General features: G+C 42.8%; 21 protein-coding genes. 13 read left to right on the top strand and 8 right to left on the bottom strand.

The features are described from left to right. Positions 1 to 10: 10 nt before the first annotated feature. From NXG61_RS07325 to cobU, 3 genes are all read right to left on the bottom strand, one after another. Positions 11 to 631, bottom strand: a complete 621-nt coding sequence (locus NXG61_RS07325) for a histidine phosphatase family protein (protein WP_196603608.1) — start codon at positions 629 to 631, stop codon at positions 11 to 13. Positions 632 to 689: 58 nt separating this feature from the next. Further along, positions 690 to 1475, bottom strand: coding sequence for an adenosylcobinamide-GDP ribazoletransferase (gene cobS / locus NXG61_RS07320; protein ID WP_196603607.1), 786 nt, complete (start codon positions 1473 to 1475; stop codon positions 690 to 692). A gap of 64 nt (positions 1476 to 1539) precedes the next feature. Further along, on the bottom strand, positions 1540 to 2082 hold the full coding sequence (cobU, locus tag NXG61_RS07315; protein ID WP_307223174.1) for a bifunctional adenosylcobinamide kinase/adenosylcobinamide-phosphate guanylyltransferase: 543 nt from the start codon (positions 2080 to 2082) through the stop codon (positions 1540 to 1542). 95 nt (positions 2083 to 2177) lie between these two features. Here cobU and NXG61_RS07310 point away from each other — a divergent pair, with 95 nt between their 5' ends. Next, positions 2178 to 3101, top strand: coding sequence for a bifunctional riboflavin kinase/FAD synthetase (locus NXG61_RS07310; RefSeq protein ID WP_196603605.1), 924 nt, complete (start codon positions 2178 to 2180; stop codon positions 3099 to 3101). Between the two features lie 33 nt (positions 3102 to 3134). On the opposite strand, the gene NXG61_RS07305 is transcribed toward NXG61_RS07310, so the two are convergent. Further along, positions 3135 to 3767 (bottom strand): hypothetical protein, encoded by a 633-nt coding sequence (locus NXG61_RS07305; RefSeq protein WP_307223173.1) that lies wholly within the window; start codon positions 3765 to 3767, stop codon positions 3135 to 3137. Between the two features lie 167 nt (positions 3768 to 3934). On the opposite strand from NXG61_RS07305, the gene NXG61_RS07300 reads away from it, so the two are divergent. After that, the gene (locus NXG61_RS07300; protein ID WP_307223172.1) at positions 3935 to 4930 is read left to right on the top strand and encodes a glycosyltransferase; all 996 of its coding nucleotides are present in this window, start codon (positions 3935 to 3937) and stop codon (positions 4928 to 4930) included. A 79-nt stretch (positions 4931 to 5009) separates the two neighbouring features. On the opposite strand, the gene dcuC is transcribed toward NXG61_RS07300, so the two are convergent. The 3 genes from dcuC to NXG61_RS07285 all read right to left on the bottom strand — a co-directional run bounded on the left by dcuC (position 5010) and on the right by NXG61_RS07285 (position 9262). Next, positions 5010 to 6272 (bottom strand): C4-dicarboxylate transporter DcuC, encoded by a 1263-nt coding sequence (gene dcuC, locus NXG61_RS07295; protein ID WP_432748990.1) that lies wholly within the window; start codon positions 6270 to 6272, stop codon positions 5010 to 5012. 340 nt (positions 6273 to 6612) lie between these two features. Further along, positions 6613 to 7842 carry a M20 family metallo-hydrolase gene (locus NXG61_RS07290; RefSeq protein ID WP_307223219.1) on the bottom strand — a complete coding sequence of 410 codons (1230 nt, stop codon included), beginning with the start codon at positions 7840 to 7842 and terminating at the stop codon, positions 6613 to 6615. Between the two features lie 94 nt (positions 7843 to 7936). Further along, positions 7937 to 9262: an amidohydrolase gene (locus NXG61_RS07285; protein ID WP_307223171.1), complete on the bottom strand. Its 1326-nt coding sequence runs from the start codon at positions 9260 to 9262 to the stop codon at positions 7937 to 7939. 357 nt (positions 9263 to 9619) lie between these two features. Between NXG61_RS07285 and NXG61_RS07280 the strand changes: the two genes are divergently transcribed. The 11 genes from NXG61_RS07280 (at position 9620) to lysS (ending at position 19836) form a co-directional block, all read left to right on the top strand. Next, complete coding sequence (locus NXG61_RS07280; protein WP_196603600.1) at positions 9620 to 10042, top strand: PTS sugar transporter subunit IIA; 423 nt, start codon at positions 9620 to 9622, stop codon at positions 10040 to 10042. Between the two features lie 16 nt (positions 10043 to 10058). Then, positions 10059 to 10553, top strand: a complete 495-nt coding sequence (locus NXG61_RS07275) for a PTS system mannose/fructose/N-acetylgalactosamine-transporter subunit IIB (protein WP_307223168.1) — start codon at positions 10059 to 10061, stop codon at positions 10551 to 10553. Between the two features lie 151 nt (positions 10554 to 10704). Continuing rightward, complete coding sequence (locus tag NXG61_RS07270; RefSeq protein ID WP_196603598.1) at positions 10705 to 11550, top strand: PTS mannose/fructose/sorbose/N-acetylgalactosamine transporter subunit IIC; 846 nt, start codon at positions 10705 to 10707, stop codon at positions 11548 to 11550. A gap of 2 nt (positions 11551 to 11552) precedes the next feature. Then, complete coding sequence (locus NXG61_RS07265) at positions 11553 to 12365, top strand: PTS system mannose/fructose/sorbose family transporter subunit IID (RefSeq protein WP_196603597.1); 813 nt, start codon at positions 11553 to 11555, stop codon at positions 12363 to 12365. A gap of 164 nt (positions 12366 to 12529) precedes the next feature. Beyond that, positions 12530 to 13510, top strand: coding sequence for a sugar ABC transporter substrate-binding protein (locus tag NXG61_RS07260; protein ID WP_196603596.1), 981 nt, complete (start codon positions 12530 to 12532; stop codon positions 13508 to 13510). 2 nt (positions 13511 to 13512) lie between these two features. Further along, on the top strand, positions 13513 to 14844 hold the full coding sequence (locus tag NXG61_RS07255; protein WP_307223166.1) for a sensor histidine kinase: 1332 nt from the start codon (positions 13513 to 13515) through the stop codon (positions 14842 to 14844). Continuing rightward, positions 14819 to 15493: a response regulator transcription factor gene (locus NXG61_RS07250; RefSeq protein WP_307223165.1), complete on the top strand. Its 675-nt coding sequence runs from the start codon at positions 14819 to 14821 to the stop codon at positions 15491 to 15493. Before NXG61_RS07255 ends, NXG61_RS07250 begins: the two co-directional genes overlap by 26 nt. 10 nt (positions 15494 to 15503) lie before the next feature. After that, on the top strand, positions 15504 to 16832 hold the full coding sequence (locus NXG61_RS07245) for an ABC transporter substrate-binding protein (protein ID WP_307223164.1): 1329 nt from the start codon (positions 15504 to 15506) through the stop codon (positions 16830 to 16832). 38 nt (positions 16833 to 16870) lie between these two features. Beyond that, positions 16871 to 17680, top strand: a complete 810-nt coding sequence (locus tag NXG61_RS07240; RefSeq protein WP_307223162.1) for a Cof-type HAD-IIB family hydrolase — start codon at positions 16871 to 16873, stop codon at positions 17678 to 17680. Positions 17681 to 17850: 170 nt separating this feature from the next. Further along, positions 17851 to 18327, top strand: a complete 477-nt coding sequence (gene greA, locus NXG61_RS07235) for a transcription elongation factor GreA (protein ID WP_196603593.1) — start codon at positions 17851 to 17853, stop codon at positions 18325 to 18327. A gap of 15 nt (positions 18328 to 18342) precedes the next feature. Further along, entirely contained in the window at positions 18343 to 19836 is a 1494-nt protein-coding gene (gene lysS, locus NXG61_RS07230; RefSeq protein ID WP_307223160.1) for a lysine--tRNA ligase, read from the top strand. A 35-nt stretch (positions 19837 to 19871) separates the two neighbouring features. Here lysS and NXG61_RS07225 read toward each other — a convergent pair whose 3' ends face one another. Beyond that, positions 19872 to 20453: a hypothetical protein gene (locus tag NXG61_RS07225; protein WP_307223157.1), complete on the bottom strand. Its 582-nt coding sequence runs from the start codon at positions 20451 to 20453 to the stop codon at positions 19872 to 19874. Positions 20454 to 20565: the final 112 nt, after the last annotated feature.

Here is a 20565-nt window from a genome sequence, read left to right as displayed (position 1 = left end):
TGATAATATATCACTGCTTCAGCAGGTGAGATGTGTTATTAATTGTCTGAACATAAAACTTATCAAATTCATCATCATAAGACAATATATTATACGCCGTATTGCTTTGGCCCACTGACCAGACATATTCGAACGGTATATGCACCGCATAAGCCAAGATCGCTCTGTTCACAGCGCCGTGGGCCACTATAGCCAGACTGCCGCCGGAATTCTCTTTTATTGCTGCGCGTATTGCCTGCATTGCCCTGTCCTGTACCTGCTGAAAATTTTCACCTTCAGGTATGGATACCGACTGAGGATTATCAAAAAAATCCTTCATGGCATTCGGCCATTTTTTATTGATATCTTCAAATAGAATACCTTCCCATTGGCCAAAGCTCATTTCCCGCAGTTTGCTGACGGGCTTCATCGTCAGCCCAAACCGTTCTGCTATCGGTTTTGCCGTACATTTTGTACGCGAAAGATCACTGCAGTATACTGCATCTATTTTTTGCAGCGGAAACTTCTCCGCCAGCAGCTGAGCCTGTTTTATTCCTTCCGGTATAAGATCAGTATCGGATTGTCCCTGAAACCGTCCCTCCAAGTTCCATGATGTTTGGCCGTGGCGGATAAGTACAATTTTTGTGAGCATAAAATATCTTCCCTCTTATGTATAATTTTATATCAGCCAGATAAAAGCGACTGTCTGTTCAGTGCACCGCAAAAATCAACAATACTAACAATTCGCTGAGTTCCGTGACCGCTCCATAAACATCACCTGTCAATCCGCCCAGCTTCGCTGTGACATGTCTGCAGAAGAGAAGGGCAAAAACGATTACCCCAAGGAGCGCTGCGGCAGCGTGATACATATTTGCGTAAGCCGCCGGCAAGAATACCAGCACAGTAATAAAAACCCAAAAGAGAGATTTTTTACCTGCATAATCAGCAAAAGCTTTACCCAACCCTTCTCTGCGGGCGTAAGGAAACAATGTAATTCCCAGCACCATGGATAACCGCGCGATCACAGGCATCAGGAACAATGCACTGCCTAATGTGTAAAATTCTGTGACTGATGCACCTGCCGAAGGATAGATAGACACGATGACAGAATATTTTCCTAACAGCAGCATGATCAATGATGTAACACCATGTGCTCCGACATGACTGTCCTTCATAATTTCCAGCATCCTGCTTTTCTCGCGTCCTGAAAGTAAACCGTCCATCGTGTCCGTGTATCCGTCACAATGAAGTGCACCGGTAGAAGCTATATTCACCAGCAGGAGCAAAAAAGCTCCTGCCAGAGGAGGTATACTCAGATTAAACACAGGCAGTACCAGCAGAAGGAAAAATGCCGCAAAAACATTTATGATCCCCAAAACAGCGCCGATCAGCGCAAAATACTTTACACTCCTGCCGCGTGCCGCCGGCGTCCATTCGGCGTCATACTTTATGGGCAGGCGTGTTAAAAAAAGCAGCCCTGTAAAAAACGAATTCAATATGTGCTACACACCTTCCCAAATAATATTATTTCTCATAAATAATGCCGAAAATAAAAAGCGTTTATTTTATTTTTACGGGTATCCCCGAAACAACAAAATATACTTCATCAGCCTTTTCAGCTGCATATTGATTACAAAAACCCGCAATATCCCGATATTGGCGGGCCAATGCATTTTCCGGCACTATTCCGGAGCCGACCTCATTTGTCACGAAAACGATAGAACCCGCATGTTTTTTTGCGGCACAGATCAATTTTTCTATCGCGCCAAAAATAATTTTCTGCCTCTGTGCCGCTTTCTTTTTCTCCATCTGCGGCATGCAGATGAGGTTGCTCATATAAACAGTCAAACAATCAAATAAAACAGCATCATATGCTGAACAATCATCAATAGCCAGCTCTGCATCGAAAGGAGCTTCCAGTGTATGCCAGTCCGCCGTCTCTCTGTGCTTCCTGTGCAATAGCACGCGCTGTTTCATTTCCTCATCCAAAATTTGCGCTGTCGCTATATAAGCCGTTTTTTTTCCATGTTTCTGCACATATGTTTCGGCAAAACTGCTTTTCCCCGAACGTGCTCCTCCCGTTACTAAAATTATTTTGCCCATAAATACCTCCAATAATTTGGCTGTTTACCTTTTATCAAATTTATGATACAGTAAATACGATTTAATCCGATTTCGTTTGGTTAGGAGTAATAATAATGCTGGTTTATTCACATATTGCCAATATCGCCGAAAAATACCAAAATAATGTCGTTGTCCTCGGCACCTTTGACGGTGTACATATAGGACACCAAAAAATAATAAAAAGAGCCACCGAGCTTGCAAAAAAAATAAAGGGAAAAAGCATCGTCTTTACCTTTTCCAATCATCCGCTGGAGATTATTGCTCCCCAAAGAGCCCCGAAGAAAATAAGCGACAATACAGAAAAAGAACACGATCTGAAAGCACTCGGCATTGATATCCTCATGAACATTCCTTTTACTGAAAAGCTCGCCAACATATCTCCTGCTGATTTTCTGAAGCTTCTGAAGGACAATCTTGCACCCAAATACATTGTGGTCGGTCCGAATTGCACCTTTGGCTACAAGGGTGAAGGAACTCCTCAATTTCTTGATGACATGGCCGCTGCATACGGTTTCATTGCGGAAATCCCGCAGGCAGCTTATATGCACAACAAGATCATCAGCAGCTCCCGTGTTCGCCATGCGCTCACCGATGGCAAGCTCGAATTGGCCAATGAGCTTCTCGGGCATCCATTCACTATCTCGGGAAAGATAGAACACGGAGAAAATCGCGGACATCAGCTGGGCATTCCTACCGCCAATGTTTATGTTTCCGAAAAATATCTCATGCCGCCTGACGGCGTATATATAGTAACGGTAACTCTAAATAACGAAAAATACGAAGGAATAGCCAATGTCGGAGACAACCCTACATTCAATATCCATTCAAGGCGTGTCGAAGTAAATATTTTTGATTTCAACAAGGATATCTACGGCGAGCATATCCAGATACATTTTTTAAAAAAATTGCGTGATGAAGAAAAATTTTCATCGATTGACACCCTGCTCACACAAATGAATATTGATATAAAAAACGCTAAAGATTATTTTATACGATAATTTCGTTTTAGTAAAATCCGCTCCTAATTGATATTACCATGATTTTTCATAATTAATTCTGATTTTCGCAGCGGCATCCTGCTTTTTAGCAGAAGTAACCGCACTCGTATCGATATCGCCATTATTCAATTCATCTATCTTATCCACATCATCGTCGTACATAGCTGCATCAGCTTCCTCGTCGTCAAGAGGCAGTGTTGTCAGCCGCACACCGACCAGGAAATCTTCCATAGAATCCAATTGCAGCAGCAGACGCTGCTGCGGTACCGACTGAGCATTATAGACAAAATAAATTTTCCCGTCTACAAATTCCTTTTCGCCCTTGCCGAAAACAGACTGCATTTTGTAGGGCGTGGCACCGATTTTCACTCCCTGCGGCAAAAAATATTTTCTGTTGGATACTGTTATATCTACAACTTCTCCAGTCTTTTTTGCTATACCGATCACCGTTTTATCATGATATACATAATAGTCAACCGATCTGCCGTAAACACGCCTGTTTTCACTGTACCACGGCTTGCCGAAAGAATTCTCCATTGCCGTATAAGAATCTCCCAGCTTCAGTCCATTGCAGGAAAATTCCGTGTCGGTGGGAATACTCTTCATTCCTGTCAGCAGAGCTGCCGCTGCCAAAAATACTACCGCCAATATGATCCTTATTTTCATTTTATCTGCCTCCGTATAATTTCATTTCTAAAATCAGTATAATTAAAATAAGGTTACCGGTCAATATTTTATCCGATGACTAACCTGCTCTAATGTTCCCGCTTCTGCAAGCGGTGAGTAAAGAGCGGCTAAGTCTCCATTTATTGGTCTGGCAAAGGAGTATGAAGATGTTTTCTAATGAATCAAAAGATAATTTTCCCGTTAAAATATCTGTTATTATCGCTATGAAAAACGCAGAAAAATATATATTAAGAACAATTGACAGCATCATTGTGCAGAGTCTGCCGGAAATAGAAATAATTGTCATAGATGATAACTCCGACGACAGCAGCGTAAACATAGTAAAGCAATATTATGACGGCATCGATAATGTATTCCTGTATCATAACAGAGGTATCGGCGGACCCGGCATCTGCCGCAATATAGGACTGTCCCATGCCAGAGGAGAATTTATTGCTTTTGTTGACAGTGACGACTTTATCGCCACAGAATTTTTGGAAACACTTTATAATATGGCTGTGCAGGATAATGCCGACATTGCCGTATGCGGTTATGATAAAATTACGTCAGATGCTTTTTTGCGCTCGTATGCACCTGATGCCGGAATATATTGCGGCGGCAATGCGTTCATAGAGAAGCTTAATACTATTGAGTTTGTCATCTGGAATAAAATTTACAAACATTCCTTCCTCAAAAAAAATGATATTTCCTTCAGGCTTCCCTGTTATGGTGAGGATTGGCTTTTCTCCTTTGAGGCCATGTTTCTTGCAAAAAAATATACCTGCACAAAAAAATCTCTGTATTATTATTATCAGCATTGTGATTCTGTCAGTCATAAACCCGTTGAAACCGGCGTATTCAGCTCTATTTATGATTTTTTCATTTTTTTAGATGAATTTACCCAAAAGCAAAAGAGTCTTACTGAGAAAATGATTTCTCAAATAGAAACCAACTTCTTTTTTTCATCAATCACATGTTACATAGCACCTCTTTACGATAAAATGTCTCCTCATGAACGTCTTTTACTAAGAGATAATATTTTTTCCCGGCAGTTCGGACAGGGTGCGCTGCATATGAAAATTCTCCTGGATGCCTTCTTCACACTTTATTCTTATACTGAGCAAAGTCTAAAATATGACCGTCGGCCTGAATCGCATATATAAAAAATTATATTGATATAAGGAAAAACGCCTGTCCGCACGGACAGGCGTTAAAAGTGCTATAAAAATACCACACGGCTTCTCAGAAAAATAAAATAAGCATGCCAATAATCAAGGCACCAAGCATTGGCAAAAGATTTCTTTTGGCAATTTCTATCGGATTGACACCTGCTATACCGGCTACAATAATCGTAGCACCTGCTATAGGCGACATTGTGCGTCCCAATGTTCCAGCCAGAGTTGCAGCACTACCCATCTGCACCGGTGTCATGCCAAAGTCGGCTGCATGCGGCGTGATGGCTTCATTGAATGCAAAGGTAGCAGCATCACCCGACCCCACCAGAATAGCCAGAATAAACGGACCAATTGCGGCACATATTTTTACAATGGCCGGATTATTAAGCATTTCATCAATGAACAGTTTGACCAAGCCTATAGATGTAAGCCCTGCTACAAAAACTCCTGCCGAAATAATTATTCCTATGATGGAACCATATGCCTTGCCCATTCCATCAAAAAATGCCTGCCCTAAATCTGACGGCTTTGTGCGTGTTACGATCAAGGTCAGGATCGCGCCGATAATCATGGCCTGCGGAACTCCCATTTTAAAAATAGGAACAACATGTGTTTCACCAAGAATCAATATAACGATTGGTATTATAGGCATAACTGCAAAAAGAGGATTTACTTTGAATGAGCTGTCAATAGTCAAATTTTCGGATACATATCCTTTATCTTCTTTCATTACATGTGCGATCACTGTGATAATAATAGTAGCCACGGCTAAAGATGCCAGATTTGCCTTATAATGATAGCTTATAACATCCATGACTCCGACCCCGGCAATTTTAGCTACAAATGGGTTGTGCGCCAATCCCGGATTGAGCATGCTGCCATAGGTACCGCATTTCACAGCTGCGGCTGCCATCGCAGGATTAACACCGCCAGCCATAAGCAGAGGAACAAAAATAGCTCCCGCTGCCGCCGCAGTCCCTGCCGCACTCGGCAGTGCTATATTTACTAAATACGTACAGATAACAACTCCCGGTATCAAAAGAGGTCTGAAATTTTTCAATACTGTCGCCATAGCATTTATCAAATGCTTGTCACATCCCGTAAAGCGTACAGCCATGGCAAACCCCATTACTGAACAGACTGCCTCTATAAGCCCTGCATTAGTCATGCTCTTAGCAAACGCATCGAGCGCCGACATGGGAACACCGCCTATACCGCTCATAATAATTCCCGATCCGATCAATACGATGCGGGCATCGTATCCCTTGACGATCAAATACACAACGGCAATAACAATAATAATTCCGAGGATAGACATAAACGCCGCCATTCCCACACTCCCTTTCACCAGCAACAACATCATCTAAATAAAAAACGTGCTGCACAGCAAGCACTTCCACAAAAAGGCATATGCAATGACACGGATCAATATGCGTCATTGCATATGCCTTTAGTATCGCAACATCAGCGTGCTTTCAGTCAGCAGTAATATATAACTGATTCCACTGTCAGGGCAGGCATTTTATGCCTGCAGATGATAGCAGAACAATCAGTAATGATAATATCAGTATTTTATATAATAAATAATTACAATTTGTTTGTCAATAAATTTCATATAATTATTCTTCCGTCAGCTATTGCCATTTTACATGCCAAAATATCTGCCGTTTTCAATCTTCTGGCTCTGACAGCCTGCAAAGCGAAGCATACAAAATCTCTATTCCCTGTTCTATATATGCCATTTCTGTCCACTCTGCCGGATTATGGCTGATTCCGTCACGGCAGGGCACAAAAATCATTCCCGCCGGAGCAAACTGCGCCAGATGCATCGTATCATGTCCGGCTCCGCTTGGCATCAAATGACATTCAATATTTTTTTTTCTGCAGGAATCCTCAATTATATTGATTACCGACTTGTCCAGCTTCACCGGTTTTTCATCGGTGAGAAGTTCAAGCTTTGTTTTGATGTTTCTTTTTTTTGCTGTATTTTCTATATATTTTTTGATATGGCTTACCGCAGTATCTTTTGCCTCCGTATAAATGCTGCGTATATCTATGCCAAGCTCCACCTGTCCGGGGATCACGTTCATAACATTGGGAAAAGCCCTCACGATACCTACCGTTCCTACGACAGGCTGCACAGAAGCTGCCGCCGTTCTTTCCACTTCCAGGATTATTTCTGCTGCGGCACACAAAGCATCATTGCGCAGATGCATGGGCGTCGCTCCCGAATGGTCAGCCTTGCCTGTGAGCTTCAATTTCAACCGTGTTGGTGCTGCAATTCCCGTCACTATACCTACAGATTTTTTCATTGATTCCAAAACTTTTCCCTGCTCTATATGCATCTCAAGACAAGCTTTTATTTTATTCAGTACAAGCGTGTTTTTCATATTTTCCGGATCAAGACCGCGTGCCCGCAATATTTCATACAAAGATATGCCTTCAGCATCTTTGAGCTGTTTCATAGCGTTTATGCCCAGACCGCCGCATATTGCTTTGCTGCCGAGGGTGGCAACGCCAAAACGGCTTGATTCTTCGCACATGAAAACAACGATTTCCAACGGGTTATAATTTTTAAAGCCGTTTTTATTCATCAGCTTCACAGCCTCTATTGCTCCCAATACCCCCAGCACGCCGTCAAAATTCCCGCCATTCGGGACACTATCTATATGCGAACCGCAGACCACTGCGGGAGCAGCCGCATTCAGGCCCTCTCTTCTGCCGATTATATTGCCAAATCCGTCAACACGTACGGCAAGCTTTTCCTGCTTCATCAGGTCTATTATGAACGCTCTGGCCTGCCAGTCCTCGTCAGAAAAAGCTATCCGTGTTACACCTTCACCCGGCAAAGAAAATTTTCTCATTTCTGCAAAATTAGCTTCTAATTCAGTAGTTGAAATTATGTTGTCCGCCTCCCATTAGCAAAAATTTACAGCTTTTCAATAAGCAAAGGAAAAAACAAGTTCATTGCTTTGCATATTTCCCCGCGTATCATCAGAGGTCCTTCTTTTGCAAAAGCCCTGCCGCACACACAGCAAGTATCTTCGCCGAATAACCAAGCGCCTTTTCATCAAAATCAAAATGAGAATCATGATGGCCTGCCGCCAGATCTGCTCCTACCATCATGTAAGCACCCTCTCCGCCATTTTTCTGAACTTTTTCCATAAAATATGAAAAATCTTCGCTGGCGCCAAATGCACAATCAGTGACTACATTATCAAAAATTCCCAGAGAATCAGCTTTATTTTTTATGTATTGTGCCAAATTCTGCGAGTTATCGGCTCCTGCGGCTCCCCCCATTTTTTTTATATCTACCTTTACATCATACATGTCCGCCGCTGCTTTAAGGACACGCAGAGCTTCATTTTCCATATAATTATTTATTTCACTGTTCGCACCGCGCGTTTCAAATTGAATCAAAGCCTTGTCACCTATGACATTACGTCCGCTTCCCGCATTAAGAGTCCCTACATTAATACGCGATGCTCCCGCTGAATGACGGGAAATAGCATGCAGATTCAACGCAGCACAGGCTGCTGCCAGAAGAGCATTGCGCCCTTCTTCCGGTGCTGCTCCTGCGTGGGCCGGCATACCGGTGAATTGAGCATCATACTTGCTTGTTGCCAAAAAACCTTTCACATTGCAGGCTATACTGCCTGTCTTTTTCATCTTAAAGCCAAAATGGGCTCCTAAAACGTAATCAACGTCATCTACATCGCCATTTTCCACCATCGCTTTGGCTCCGCGAACACCCTCTTCCGCCGGCTGAAATATCAGCTTTATTTTTCCGTTCAAATCAGCTCTTAATGCTGCAAGTATTGCGGCTACGGCAAGTCCCACTGTTGTATGTCCGTCATGTCCGCAGGCATGCATAGCCTTATCATTGACAGACGAGAAGCCTTCTTCATAAGGGCGGTGTCCTTCTTCTGTTGTCTCCAGAACATCATTTGCATCCATATCGAAGCGCAAAGCAACTGTCGGTCCGTCCTGTGAAAAAACCATTGTCCCGATAACTCCCGTCATACCTCCTTTCATTTTTTTCACCCATTCGGCGGCAGCCCCCTGAGCAACGGCTCTTTTGGCAGCTTCTGCCAATACATTCTCAGAAGGTCGCCCCATCATATAATCCTCATTGATAGCCTCACTGCCAGTTCGTACATCATAGCCAAGCTCAGTCAGTTTTTCAGCAACCAGAGATGCCGTGCGAAATTCAGTCCAGCCAGTTTCAGGATGACGGTGAATATCTCTGCGCATTTTCACCATATCTTTTTGCATTTTATCTGCAAGCTCCAGAATTTTCTCATCTGCTGTATTTCTCATATTATCCTGCTCCCTTCACTCATTACATCCATAATTTCAGTTTAAGTTATCTTTTTCTTAATTATACGCAAAGTTGACAAAAAATCCCCAGCTCAAAAATAATGTTCAGTATATCATAATTTTGAAAAAAAAACACATGCTTATACTGTTTTTTATTTAGAAAGCTATGATAAATAGGCATAATTGCATATCAGATCCTTCGCTGCTTGATAGCAGCAATTTTTTTAAAGTGATAAATGTCATTTATTTTTTTGCAAAATAATGACATTATACAGCTGTATTTCTTTTAATATTTTGTTAAATTTATAATTGTAAAAAAATTATAAATGTTGCACTTATCAGAAGGGAAGTGAATAAATGTTTTATGTCATTCTAGTAAGCCACGGCAATTTTGCCTCCGGTTTGCACTCTGCCGCAAAAATGATCGCCGGTGACCGGAATAATGTTCTTTCGATCAGCTTAAAAAGTGATATGTCGGGTGATGAATATACTCATAATTTCAAAAATCTTATTTCAGCGCTCACACCGGCCGACAAAATAATAATTCTGGCAGATATAATAGGAGGCTCTCCGCTGACGATCGCACTAAAAGCATTGTCCGACAGAGGGCTGCTCGGCAGCACAAGGGCATTCGGCGGCATGAACCTGCCTTTGGCTCTTACAGTGATTCTGAGCGGGGAAAACGCTTTTAGTGAAGATCCGCAGGCACTTCTAAATGATGCTAAAGATTCCCTGCAGGAATTTATTCTGGACACTGATCAGGCAGATGAAGATATTTAAGGAGGAACTTACTAATATGTCGATAACATTTATCAGAGTCGATGACCGTATGATACACGGACAAACATGCACACGATGGGCTCTCGAATATCCATGTGACGGTCTTGTCGCAGTAAACGATGCCGCCGCCACAAATCCTGTTTTGAAGGCAGCTTACAAAAGTGCTTCGGGGAAAAAAACTTTTGTCTGGACTATGCAGGACTGGCAGAAAAAATGCCAAAAAGTATTGGACAGTGACAGTCGTTATTTTTTAATTACAAAAAATCCTGTTGATATGAAAAAAATTCTGGTAGATCAAAGATTTGACCCGGGTATAAAAACCCTGATCATAGGTCCGTGCAATGATCGTCCCGGCGCAGTTCAGCTCGGCAACAATCAATCTATAACGCAGGAAGAAGCGCAGGCGCTTGAAGATATCATGCAGGCAGGTTATGAAGTTGAATTTGCTCTGATAAAAGAAAAAGCCATAGGCAATTGGAAAAAATTCCGCGGGCAATTTGGTTTTGTATAAGACTTTTATCTTTATTTCGATACTGTCAATATCATTTTGAGCGTCATTCCTATCCATAAAATAAGACAGTTTCCTTTTCTATTTTTCTTTTATTGAAATTTTCACATTTAAGGAATAATTATATATTTTTAAATGAAAGTGTGGTAATAAAATGGAAATTAATATTCTGCAAGCCGTACTGCTCGGTATTTGCGCATGTTTATCAAGCATGCCCGGACTGGGAGGCACTACTTTCGGCAATTACACTCTCGGCCGTCCTCTTGTGGCAGGTCTCGTGGTCGGACTTATCCTCGGCGATGTCAAGACAGGCATCATCATCGGCGCCGCTATCCAAGTCATCTATATAGCGCTTGTAACCCCCGGTGGAACAGTTTCCGCAGATGTGCGGGCCATAAGTTATATAGGCATACCGCTTGCCATATGTGCCGTAAAAGGCATGGGGCTCGATCCTGATACGGCTCAGGCTCAGTCGATGGCTGCCGCTCTGGGAGCCGCAGTCGGCACACTGGGAACGGTTTTATTCTACGGTACAGCCACAATGAATCTGATTTGGCAGCACATCGGCTGGAAGGCTGTTAAAAACGGGGAATTCAAAAAATTATATCTTGTTGATATGGGACTGCCATGGATATCTCACTTCATTTTCTCTTTTCTGCCGACGGTCCTCATTACTATGGCCGGAGCAGGCATGGTAGATATAATGAAGTCATATCTGCCTATGGACGGTATTGCGATGAAGACCTTGTTCACTGTCGGCAGTCTTCTTCCCGCAGTCGGGGTCGCCATTCTGCTGAAACAGGTCGTAAAAAAAGCCGTCGACTTCATTACCTTTTTCTTTGGCTTTACCTTAGCGGCAAGTATGGGACTGAATTTGATAGCCGCGGCTATTATCGGCTCTTTTTTCGCTGTCATCAATTATAAAATAATGATGCTGCAGAGCAAAAAAACAGCTCCTGCCGGTCCTGCAAATGATGACGAAGATGAGGAGGATATCTGAGCATGAAAAATTTATCGAAAAAAACTTTGAATAAATCTTTTGTTACCTGGTTTTATGGCAATCTCACCTGTTTTTCCCAGGAACATATGCAGACATTCGGGTACTTATGTGCCATGCTGCCTATCGTAGAAGAACTTTATGAAAAAGAAGAAGATAAAAAAAAGGCCATGGATACCTACACGGCATTCTTTAATACCGAACCGCAGATAGGTACACTTGTAGTCGGCATGACAGCCGGTCTGGAAGAAGCCAAAGCCAACGGCCAGCCTATAGACGGAGAGGCTATCAACGGCATACGTGCCGGACTCATGGGCCCGCTGGCAGGGATAGGCGATTCTATGATCGTCGGTACACTTATCCCGATCCTTTTGGGGATAGGCCTGGGACTGTCAAGCGGCGGCAATCCGCTCGGTGCGATTTTTTATATAATAGTATGGAATTTTTTGATGTGGTTCGGCATGAAATTTGCATACTTCAAGGGCTATGAATTAGGCGGAAAAGCCGTTGAAATATTGGTGGGTGAAAAAGCTCAGGCTATCCGCGATTCCATCATCATGATCGGCACTATTGTCATAGGTGCGGTAGCCGCCTCATGGATAAACATTCACACATCACTCATTCTCCCGGGCGGCGGTGAATTGCAAAAGACGCTTGACGGCATTTATCCCAAGATGCTCTCCGGTGCAGCAGTAGTGTTCTGCTGGTGGCTCATGACCAAAAGAAATATTTCACCGACCATGGTAATGCTGCTTCTGGTTGTTATTGCCTTTGTCGGCGTTCTTGCCGGCTTCTTCGACCCCGGTCTTTCCTATTGATCAATCCTCCGGATCATCTTTATTTCCTATTCAGATTTGTTTAAAACTAAAGGGCGGCAGATTTTTCTGCGCCCTTTTAAGCATCTTCTGATGCTCTCACATTCCCCTTAAAATTAGTGTTCCTTTTGCTTTTTTCAAGTATAATACATTATGAGGGAATTACTATGAAAAAAAAATACAAATTATATTCGTCCGTTTTTTTACTTTTTATCATTCTGCTGTCAATTTTCTGTCTGCGGGAAAATATATTTCTGTCTGCCGATTATTCCGCCGCACATAATGAACAACGCAGAAAATTCGGCGCAGTTTATATGACATTAAATAATCCTTTTTATGAAATAATAGACGATGAAATACGCACCGCGGTTGAAAAAAACGGTGACACGCTTTTGACCCGTGACGCGGCACTCAGCACCAATCGGCAGACAGAAGAGGTCCGGGAGCTTATAAATGACGGCATAAAGGTTCTTTTTCTTAACGCTGTTGACTGGCAGCAAATAGATCCTATTCTTGAAATGGCCCAAAAAGCAAATGTACCTGTAATAGCGGTTGACACAAATGCCGATGACAAGAATGAATCTTCTGTTGCCCTGACCATAGTTTCTGATAATTATCAGGCCGGCGTGGATTGTGCCGAACATATGCTGGCCAATCTGGCAGGTGCCAATATCGTCCTTCTTAAACACTCCCAGGCAAAATCCGCAGTGGACAGAATAAATGGTTTTACCGACACGATCAGAAACCATCCTTCTTTTAGAATCATTGACTCCGCGGAATGCAAGGGACAGCTGGAGCTGGCTATGCCGGCAATGGAAGCGCTTATAAAAAAACACAATGATATCGACGTCGTGATGGCGTTGAACGATCCTGCTGCCATGGGGGCTCTCGCCGCATTGAAAAATGCCGGGCAGCTTTCCCGTGTGAATGTTTACGGCATTGACGGTGCGCCGGAAACAAAAGAAATGATTCTTCGCGGCAATATGACCGCAACCGCAGCACAATCACCGCGCCGCATAGGACAGCTCGCGGCAGAAAAAGCATATGAATTGCTGAGCAATCGCATCGACCAAAGGTATATTAAACTGCCGACAGTATTGCTGACCTCGGAAAACATTTCACAGAATAATATTAACGGGTGGGACTGAATATGACGCAGCCAAAATTATACTCCGCTGCTGCCATGCATTATGTTCTGTATGCATTCAATGCAGCTTCAGTTTTTCTTTTAGCCATATTTATGAGCATCACCCAGACGAAGATCAATACTTCTATGTCGGCACGGCTTTTTCTTGATTCAGTCTCTGCCGTGCCATGGTCGGCAAACAAAATTATACTATTCGCTGTCTGTGCCTTTCTCCTTTTACTTTCGCTGAGCATTATATACCGCCGCTGTATTTTAACGCAGAGTAAATATCGCTACATCGTTCTTGCCTTGGAAATCTGCTCCTGCCTTATTGTAATGCGCAGCATCAACATGGCCTATGACGGTGTCATTCTCCTGGTGGTCGCCGACCTCATAAGCGGTTACCGCGGCAAAAATCAGCGCATAATTTTAACGGCAGCCATGTTTAGTCTCTATCTTATCGCCAGCTATAATCTGGTCGACCTGCAGCTTAAAATGATCCCTTTTGATGTTTATATTTCTTATTATAATCAATCCGTACAGGGGATTTTAAAAGCCGCCTGTAACATTCTCACTTCATTCAATATGATACTTTTCGTTATATATACGATGCTGCTGGTACAAAACCAGCACCAGGAAAAAGAACGCATACAGTCGCTTAACAAGCAGCTCAATGATGCTAACGAAAAACTCAGGAATTATGCCATAGAGGCTGAGCATATGGCGGAGACCAGAGAGAGAAACAGATTGGCAAGGGAGATCCACGATACGCTCGGGCATGCTTTGACATCAATTATAGCCGGCCTTGATGCCTGTCTTGCCACAATCGACGCCGCTCCTGACTTTACAAAAAAACAGCTGAAAGTCATCAGCGACACCGCCCGTCACGGTATAAACGACGTCCGGCGCTCAGTCCGCAGACTTCGTCCTGACAATCTGGAAAAACTTCCTCTAAAAAATGCCCTTTCCCAAATGATCGGGGATTTTGCCTCGGCTTCAGGTATGCACATATCACTCAATTATGACTGCTGCCCGCAGAATCTCCGCGCCGATGAGGAAGAAGTTATCTATCGTGTAATTCAGGAAAGTATTACTAATGCTAATCGCCACGGTCATGCCGCTCATATAGAAATCATTTTTTCTCAGACTGATGGATTGCTGAAAATACATATAAAGGACGACGGCACCGGCTGTGAGAATCCCATTGAAGGCTTCGGTCTGCGTCATATGCAGGAAAGACTTTCCCTGCTGCATGGCACATTGAAATATAAAAGCTGCGGCGGATTTATAATACAAGCAGATATTCCATTGAGTCGAGGAGATATTTATAATGATAAAAATAATGATAGCCGATGATCAGGAACTTATACGGGAAAGTCTAAAAATAGTTTTGAATATGAATCCTGACATGAATGTCACTGCCACAGCAGAGAACGGCTGCAAAGTAATGGAACTTCTCAAAAAAAGCCAGCCTGACGTCATACTTATGGATGTCCGTATGCCCAAGTTAGACGGTGTTCAGTGTACTAATCTTATAAAAGAACACTGGCCGAAAATAAAAATTATCATCCTCACAACTTTTGACGATGATGAATATATTTACAACGCACTGAAATTCGGTGCCAGCGGTTATCTTTTAAAAGGCGTTTCCGTTGTTGAGCTGGCAAATGCTGTCCGCACAGTGGTTAACGGCGGTGCCATGATCAATCCCAATCTTATTGCCAAGGTAGTGAAATTATTTTCCGAAATGGCGCAGAGTAATTTTGCCGTGCAGGTAGAAGAAAACGGCACAAAAATTTTGACCCGCACTGAAAAAAAAGTAGTATGCCTCGTCGGCCGCGGTTTGTCCAACAGGGAAATAGCAGAAAAGCTCAATTTATCTGAAGGCACTGTCCGCAATAACCTTAGTTTTGTTCTCAGCAAACTTAATTTGCGCGATCGTACCCAGCTTGCTATCTGGGCAGTACAAACCGGTATGAGCCAACAGCTTGATACGGAAAAATGAGGCGATAAGCATGTTTCGCAATATACAGCAGAAAAACGCAAAACTTTTATTATGCATTGCTGCTCTCCTAATACTGTCAGCTCTCTTTTTTTACAATAGATATGCTCAAAAACAGGAGCAGCTTGTCATCCGCCTCGGTCTTTTCTCCGGCAGCAATTGGAATGTCCCTTCCGGCGATTCCTACGCAGCTATAGATAATGCAATAAAAAATTTTGAAAATATTCATCCCAATGTAAAAATCACATATGTCAGCGGTATAAGGAAACAGGATTACGCCGAATGGCTCGCAGAAAAAGTTCTTGACGGCAGCGAGCCCGATATTTTTATGGTACTGTCCGATGATTTTAATCTTTACAGTGCCATGGGCCTTTTGCAGAATCTTGATACTCTGGCCGAAAGTGATCCTTCTTTTGATACAGATGCCTATTATCCGGCGTCTCTTGATTACGGACAATATAAGCACAGTCAGTATGCTCTGCCTTTTGAAAGTGTTCCCACGCTGATGTTTGTAAATAAAACTTTATTGGCACGGGAAAATATAGCTATTCCCGAAAACGGGTGGACCTGGCAGGATTTTATCGACATATGCCGCCGTGTCACTAAGGATACTGACGATGACGGTGTTCCCGACCAATTTGGCTATTATGATTATACGTGGCAGCAGGCCGCTGCCAGCAATGGTATGCAGTTATTTCGCGATGACGGAAAATTTTCCTACTTTGCCGACAGCAAAATGGCTGAAACTTTGAAATTTATGATCGATTTAAAAAAGACCAACATGGGACATACCGTCACCGCCAAGGATTTCGATATGGGCAATGTAGCGTTCAGACCTTTCACTTTTGCTGAATACCGCACTTATAAACCATATCCCTGGCGCATAAAAAAATATTCATCCTTTGAATGGGACTGCATTGAGATGCCCGCCGGTCCTTCCGGCAGCAACACTTCAGAGCTTAACACTCTGCTGATAGGAATGAGCAGCCGCAGCTCCCATAAAAAGATGGCCTGGGAATTTCTTAAGGAGCTCTGTTACAGCGGCAAAACACAGCGTTTTTTACCCAGTGTATCTCAGGGAGTTCCCGTAATAAAAGCAGCGGCAGAATCAGATGAAGCCAGACAGGCGCTTCTGTACGATGCTCCCGGAGATGAAAAGATGAACCTTTCCATCATAAGCAACATCATGCAGTCGGCAGTTTCGCCACCCAAATTCCAAAAATATTCGCTGGCAATGCTTATGGCTGACAGTGAAATAAAAAAAATTATCGATGAAATAATTCCTTTTAATAATGCTTTGAATAAAATACAGAAAAAAATAAACGATTTTCTGCAAAATTAATATATTGTCAGTCTAAATTTAAAAAGGAGATATGCAGCATGTCATTTAAAATTGTTTTTTCTGATATCGACGGAACGCTTCTGAACTCACAGCATAAATTGCTTTCTTCTACAATAGAGGCAGTCCGGCAGCTGTACAATAACGGCATTATCTTTGTACCTGTTTCTGCACGGATGCCCAAAGCCATTGCACCGTTGATAGACGATCTGAGAATCGCAGCACCCATTATCAGTTATAATGGCGCCCTGATACTTTCTGCCGATCGCAATGTTCTTTTCAGCAAAAAATTATCGGGACAAGACTGCCGGTCTATTCTCAGAAAAATACATTCCCTGTGGCCTCAAACCATTGTCAATTATTATTGTGACGATGATTGGTATGTAGAAGATATAACCGCAGCCCCCGTCAAAGCAGAAATAAGTATTACCAGTGCCATACCTCTTGAAATGTCATTTACTGATCTGCTGACAGGCGGCATTCTTCCTCATAAGCTTTTGTGTATGTGTCCTCCCGCCGTCTGCAGTCAGATGGAAACTGTTCTTTCTGCCGCTTACGAACAGCTTACCATTATCCGCTCATCTCCTACTTTACTGGAAATAATCGATCAATCTATTTCCAAGGCGCATGCGGTGAATTTTTTTCTGAAACTGTGCGGCATTTCTGCCGATGAGTCTATAGCGTTCGGCGACAATTACAATGACCTTGGCATGCTGGCTTCCGTCGGCACAGGAATTGCAATGGGCAATGCACCGCAGGAAATAAAGGATGCAGCCGCAAAAACAACAGCATCCAACGATGATGACGGCATCTATAATGCCTTGCAGGAACTCGGATTTTTATCCGTCTGATCGAATGCGCCGCAAGTCATTGAAATTGACAAACATAAAAAAACCACATATAATCAAAAGGAGTGTCAAGGCATCTTGACACTCCTTGTCTTATATTCCACCCGACAATATTTACAATTTGAAAACCCGGTAGGGAAACACCTGATTTATTCATAAGGGAGAGCATGATTATGGCAGAAAAACGCAGTATCTTAACTGAAGAAGGCTTAAAAAAAATTGAACAACAGCTGGAGAACTTAAAAAGCGTCCGGCGTATTGAAGTAGCTCAGCGTATAAAACAAGCCATTGATTTTGGTGATATAAGTGAAAACTCGGAATATGATGATGCAAAAAATGAGCAGGCTTTCATAGAGGGCGAAATACTCCGTTTGAGAAAAGTTCTTCGTGAAAGCGATGTAATCCATGAAACCCGGGGAGATGGCAGCGGCATTATCCGTCTTGGCAATAAAGTCGTCATTCGTGATCTCGAATTTGATGAAGATGAAACATACACTATAGTCGGTTCGGCCGAAGCTGATGTAACCGACGGCAAAATATCCAATGAATCACCTGTTGGATCATCTATTTTGGGGCACAAAATCGGCGATACCGTAAATGTAAATGTTCCCGCCGGAGTGCTGAGATACAAAATAATTGAAGTAAAATAAAATGGAGGCTATAAATTGGCTAGACAGCAGACACCAGAAACACCACAGGATATAAATGAACTTGTAAAAGTGCGCCGCGATAAAATGCAGGCGTTTATTGATAAAGGCATAGAACCATTCGGCCGCAAATATTCCGTTACACACCATGCCCAAGATATATTGGCCAATTTTGATGCACTAGAAGAAAAAACCGTACACATCGCCGGACGGCTCACTGCTATACGCGGACACGGCAAAGCCAGTTTTGCCGTACTTGCTGATATTACCGGCGATATACAAGTGTACTTTAAGCTTGATGTTCTTGGTGAAGATCAGTATGCCAATTTCAGACTGCTTGATATAGGCGATATTATCGGTATAGAAGGAACTGTATTTAAGACGCACCGCGGTGAAACCACAGTAAAAGTTACCGGCTTCAGCATAGAGGCAAAATCACTTCGTCCTCTGCCCGAAAAATTTCACGGTCTGAAAGATGTTGAAACACGCTATCGCCAACGATATCTCGATCTGATCGTAAACCCGGATGTAAAACGTACTTTTATATGCCGAACAAAAATCATTCAGGCAGTACGCCGTTTTCTTGACAGCAGAAACTTTCTTGAAGTGGAAACACCCGTTATGAATTCTATTGCAGGCGGTGCCAATGCGCGCCCTTTCATAACGCATCATAATGCTTTAGACATGGATATGTATCTTCGCATCGCAACGGAACTATATCTTAAGAGGCTCATTGTCGGCGGTCTTGAAAGAGTATACGAAATCGGCCGGATATTTAGGAATGAAGGTGTTGACAATCGCCACAATCCTGAATTCACCTCTGTTGAAACATATCAGTCCTTCGCTGATTACAATGAAGTTATGGATATGACCGAAGCTTTGATTGCAAAGGTAGCAGAAGATGTACTTGGCACGACATCAATTACATATCAGGGGGCTGAAATTGATCTTAGCAGTATTCGCCGCGTTACTATGGCAGATGTGGTCAAAGAGGCTACCGGCAAAGACTTTTCATCAGTAACTGCCATCGAACAGGCACGTTCCTTCGCGGAAGAATTAAAAGTTCCGTATGAACAGCATCATGGTATCGGTGAAATAATGTATCAAATATTTGATGAAAAGGTTGAGGAAACACTGATTGCTCCTACATTTGTCACTCAATATCCTACCGCTGTATCTCCGCTTTCCAAACGCAATAAAGAAAATCCCGACTTCGTCGATCGTTTTGAGCTGTTTATCTGCGGACGTGAACTTGCCAATGGGTTCTCCGAACTAAATGATCCCATCGATCAGAAAAAACGTTTTGTCGACCAGCAGAATCAGCGCGAACATGGTGATGATGAAGCACATATGATGGATGAAGACTTCATTACCGCACTGGAATACGGACTTGCTCCTACCGGTGGACTCGGCATCGGCATTGACCGTCTGGTGATGCTGCTTACCGACAGCCCTTCAATACGTGATGTTATCTTATTTCCTCATATGAAAACTAAGCCGTCAGAACAATAAATAAAAAAACGCAGCGAAATAATTGCTGCGTTTTTTTATTGCACATATTGCTTCAAATCAGCCTTTGCCAGCAGGGAAGCCATCAGATCTTTCGTCAATGCATCCACTGTTCCCTGCAGTGAATAGGTATCATTATAAAATTTCTGCCCGCTGTACTTTATATATTTATCGGTCCGCCGATCGTAAATAAAAAGCTGCACTCCCACACGGCTCATCAGATAAGGACCGTCTTCAAAGAAATACGTTGTGTCCTGAGAAATAAAATTTACTCTGGCGCCGATTAAAACGTCAGCATCCAGTATATTGGACAGCTGCATCATCCCCTGCTTCTGCAGCGCATCCGATCTCGTTTCCGGCATTTCCTGAAGAGCACCGGCAATTTCGTTCACATTGAGGTACCCCGCCTTTTTCAGAATACCATTAAGCGGAATATGCAAAGCATTATTAATGCTTTTATAAATATACCTGCTGCTTTCCTGATATTCGCTGATATCACCGAATGCAGGCATAACAGCTATTCTCACCGGCGGCTTTTCTTCTGCCGATGCATCTCCCCGCCAAAACAGGATCAATATTAAAAGAATCGGTAATGTAACAGCAACCATGCATTTCTTCATTCAATCCACCTCTTTCCCGAAGGTATTGTCCACAACCGGATAACTGCCGATATATTCGTTAAAATAACACTTTCAGTTTATTAATTTCTTCTAAAATAAATATTTTTTCTTA

The sequence above is a fragment of the Pectinatus haikarae genome, assembly GCF_050916305.1.
GTDB lineage: Bacteria > Bacillota > Negativicutes > Selenomonadales > Selenomonadaceae > Pectinatus > Pectinatus haikarae.
This window is presented reverse-complemented; position numbering and strand designations above follow the sequence as displayed.

Excerpts from the sequence above, each read along its gene's own strand:
- NXG61_RS07325 (WP_196603608.1), bottom strand. The coding sequence starts at position 631 with ATGCTCACAAAAATTGTACTTATCCGCCACGGCCAAACATCATGGAAC.
- cobU (WP_307223174.1), bottom strand. The coding sequence starts at position 2,082 with ATGGGCAAAATAATTTTAGTAACGGGAGGAGCACGTTCGGGGAAAAGC.
- NXG61_RS07310 (WP_196603605.1), top strand. The coding sequence starts at position 2,178 with ATGCTGGTTTATTCACATATTGCCAATATCGCCGAAAAATACCAAAAT.
- NXG61_RS07305 (WP_307223173.1), bottom strand. The coding sequence starts at position 3,767 with ATGAAAATAAGGATCATATTGGCGGTAGTATTTTTGGCAGCGGCAGCT.
- NXG61_RS07300 (WP_307223172.1), top strand. The coding sequence starts at position 3,935 with ATGTTTTCTAATGAATCAAAAGATAATTTTCCCGTTAAAATATCTGTT.
- dcuC (WP_432748990.1), bottom strand. The coding sequence starts at position 6,272 with ATGGCGGCGTTTATGTCTATCCTCGGAATTATTATTGTTATTGCCGTT.
- NXG61_RS07285 (WP_307223171.1), bottom strand. The coding sequence starts at position 9,262 with ATGAGAAATACAGCAGATGAGAAAATTCTGGAGCTTGCAGATAAAATG.
- NXG61_RS07280 (WP_196603600.1), top strand. The coding sequence starts at position 9,620 with ATGTTTTATGTCATTCTAGTAAGCCACGGCAATTTTGCCTCCGGTTTG.
- NXG61_RS07275 (WP_307223168.1), top strand. The coding sequence starts at position 10,059 with ATGTCGATAACATTTATCAGAGTCGATGACCGTATGATACACGGACAA.
- NXG61_RS07270 (WP_196603598.1), top strand. The coding sequence starts at position 10,705 with ATGGAAATTAATATTCTGCAAGCCGTACTGCTCGGTATTTGCGCATGT.
- NXG61_RS07265 (WP_196603597.1), top strand. The coding sequence starts at position 11,553 with ATGAAAAATTTATCGAAAAAAACTTTGAATAAATCTTTTGTTACCTGG.
- NXG61_RS07260 (WP_196603596.1), top strand. The coding sequence starts at position 12,530 with ATGAAAAAAAAATACAAATTATATTCGTCCGTTTTTTTACTTTTTATC.
- NXG61_RS07255 (WP_307223166.1), top strand. The coding sequence starts at position 13,513 with ATGACGCAGCCAAAATTATACTCCGCTGCTGCCATGCATTATGTTCTG.
- NXG61_RS07250 (WP_307223165.1), top strand. The coding sequence starts at position 14,819 with ATGATAAAAATAATGATAGCCGATGATCAGGAACTTATACGGGAAAGT.
- NXG61_RS07245 (WP_307223164.1), top strand. The coding sequence starts at position 15,504 with ATGTTTCGCAATATACAGCAGAAAAACGCAAAACTTTTATTATGCATT.
- NXG61_RS07240 (WP_307223162.1), top strand. The coding sequence starts at position 16,871 with ATGTCATTTAAAATTGTTTTTTCTGATATCGACGGAACGCTTCTGAAC.
- greA (WP_196603593.1), top strand. The coding sequence starts at position 17,851 with ATGGCAGAAAAACGCAGTATCTTAACTGAAGAAGGCTTAAAAAAAATT.
- NXG61_RS07225 (WP_307223157.1), bottom strand. The coding sequence starts at position 20,453 with ATGAAGAAATGCATGGTTGCTGTTACATTACCGATTCTTTTAATATTG.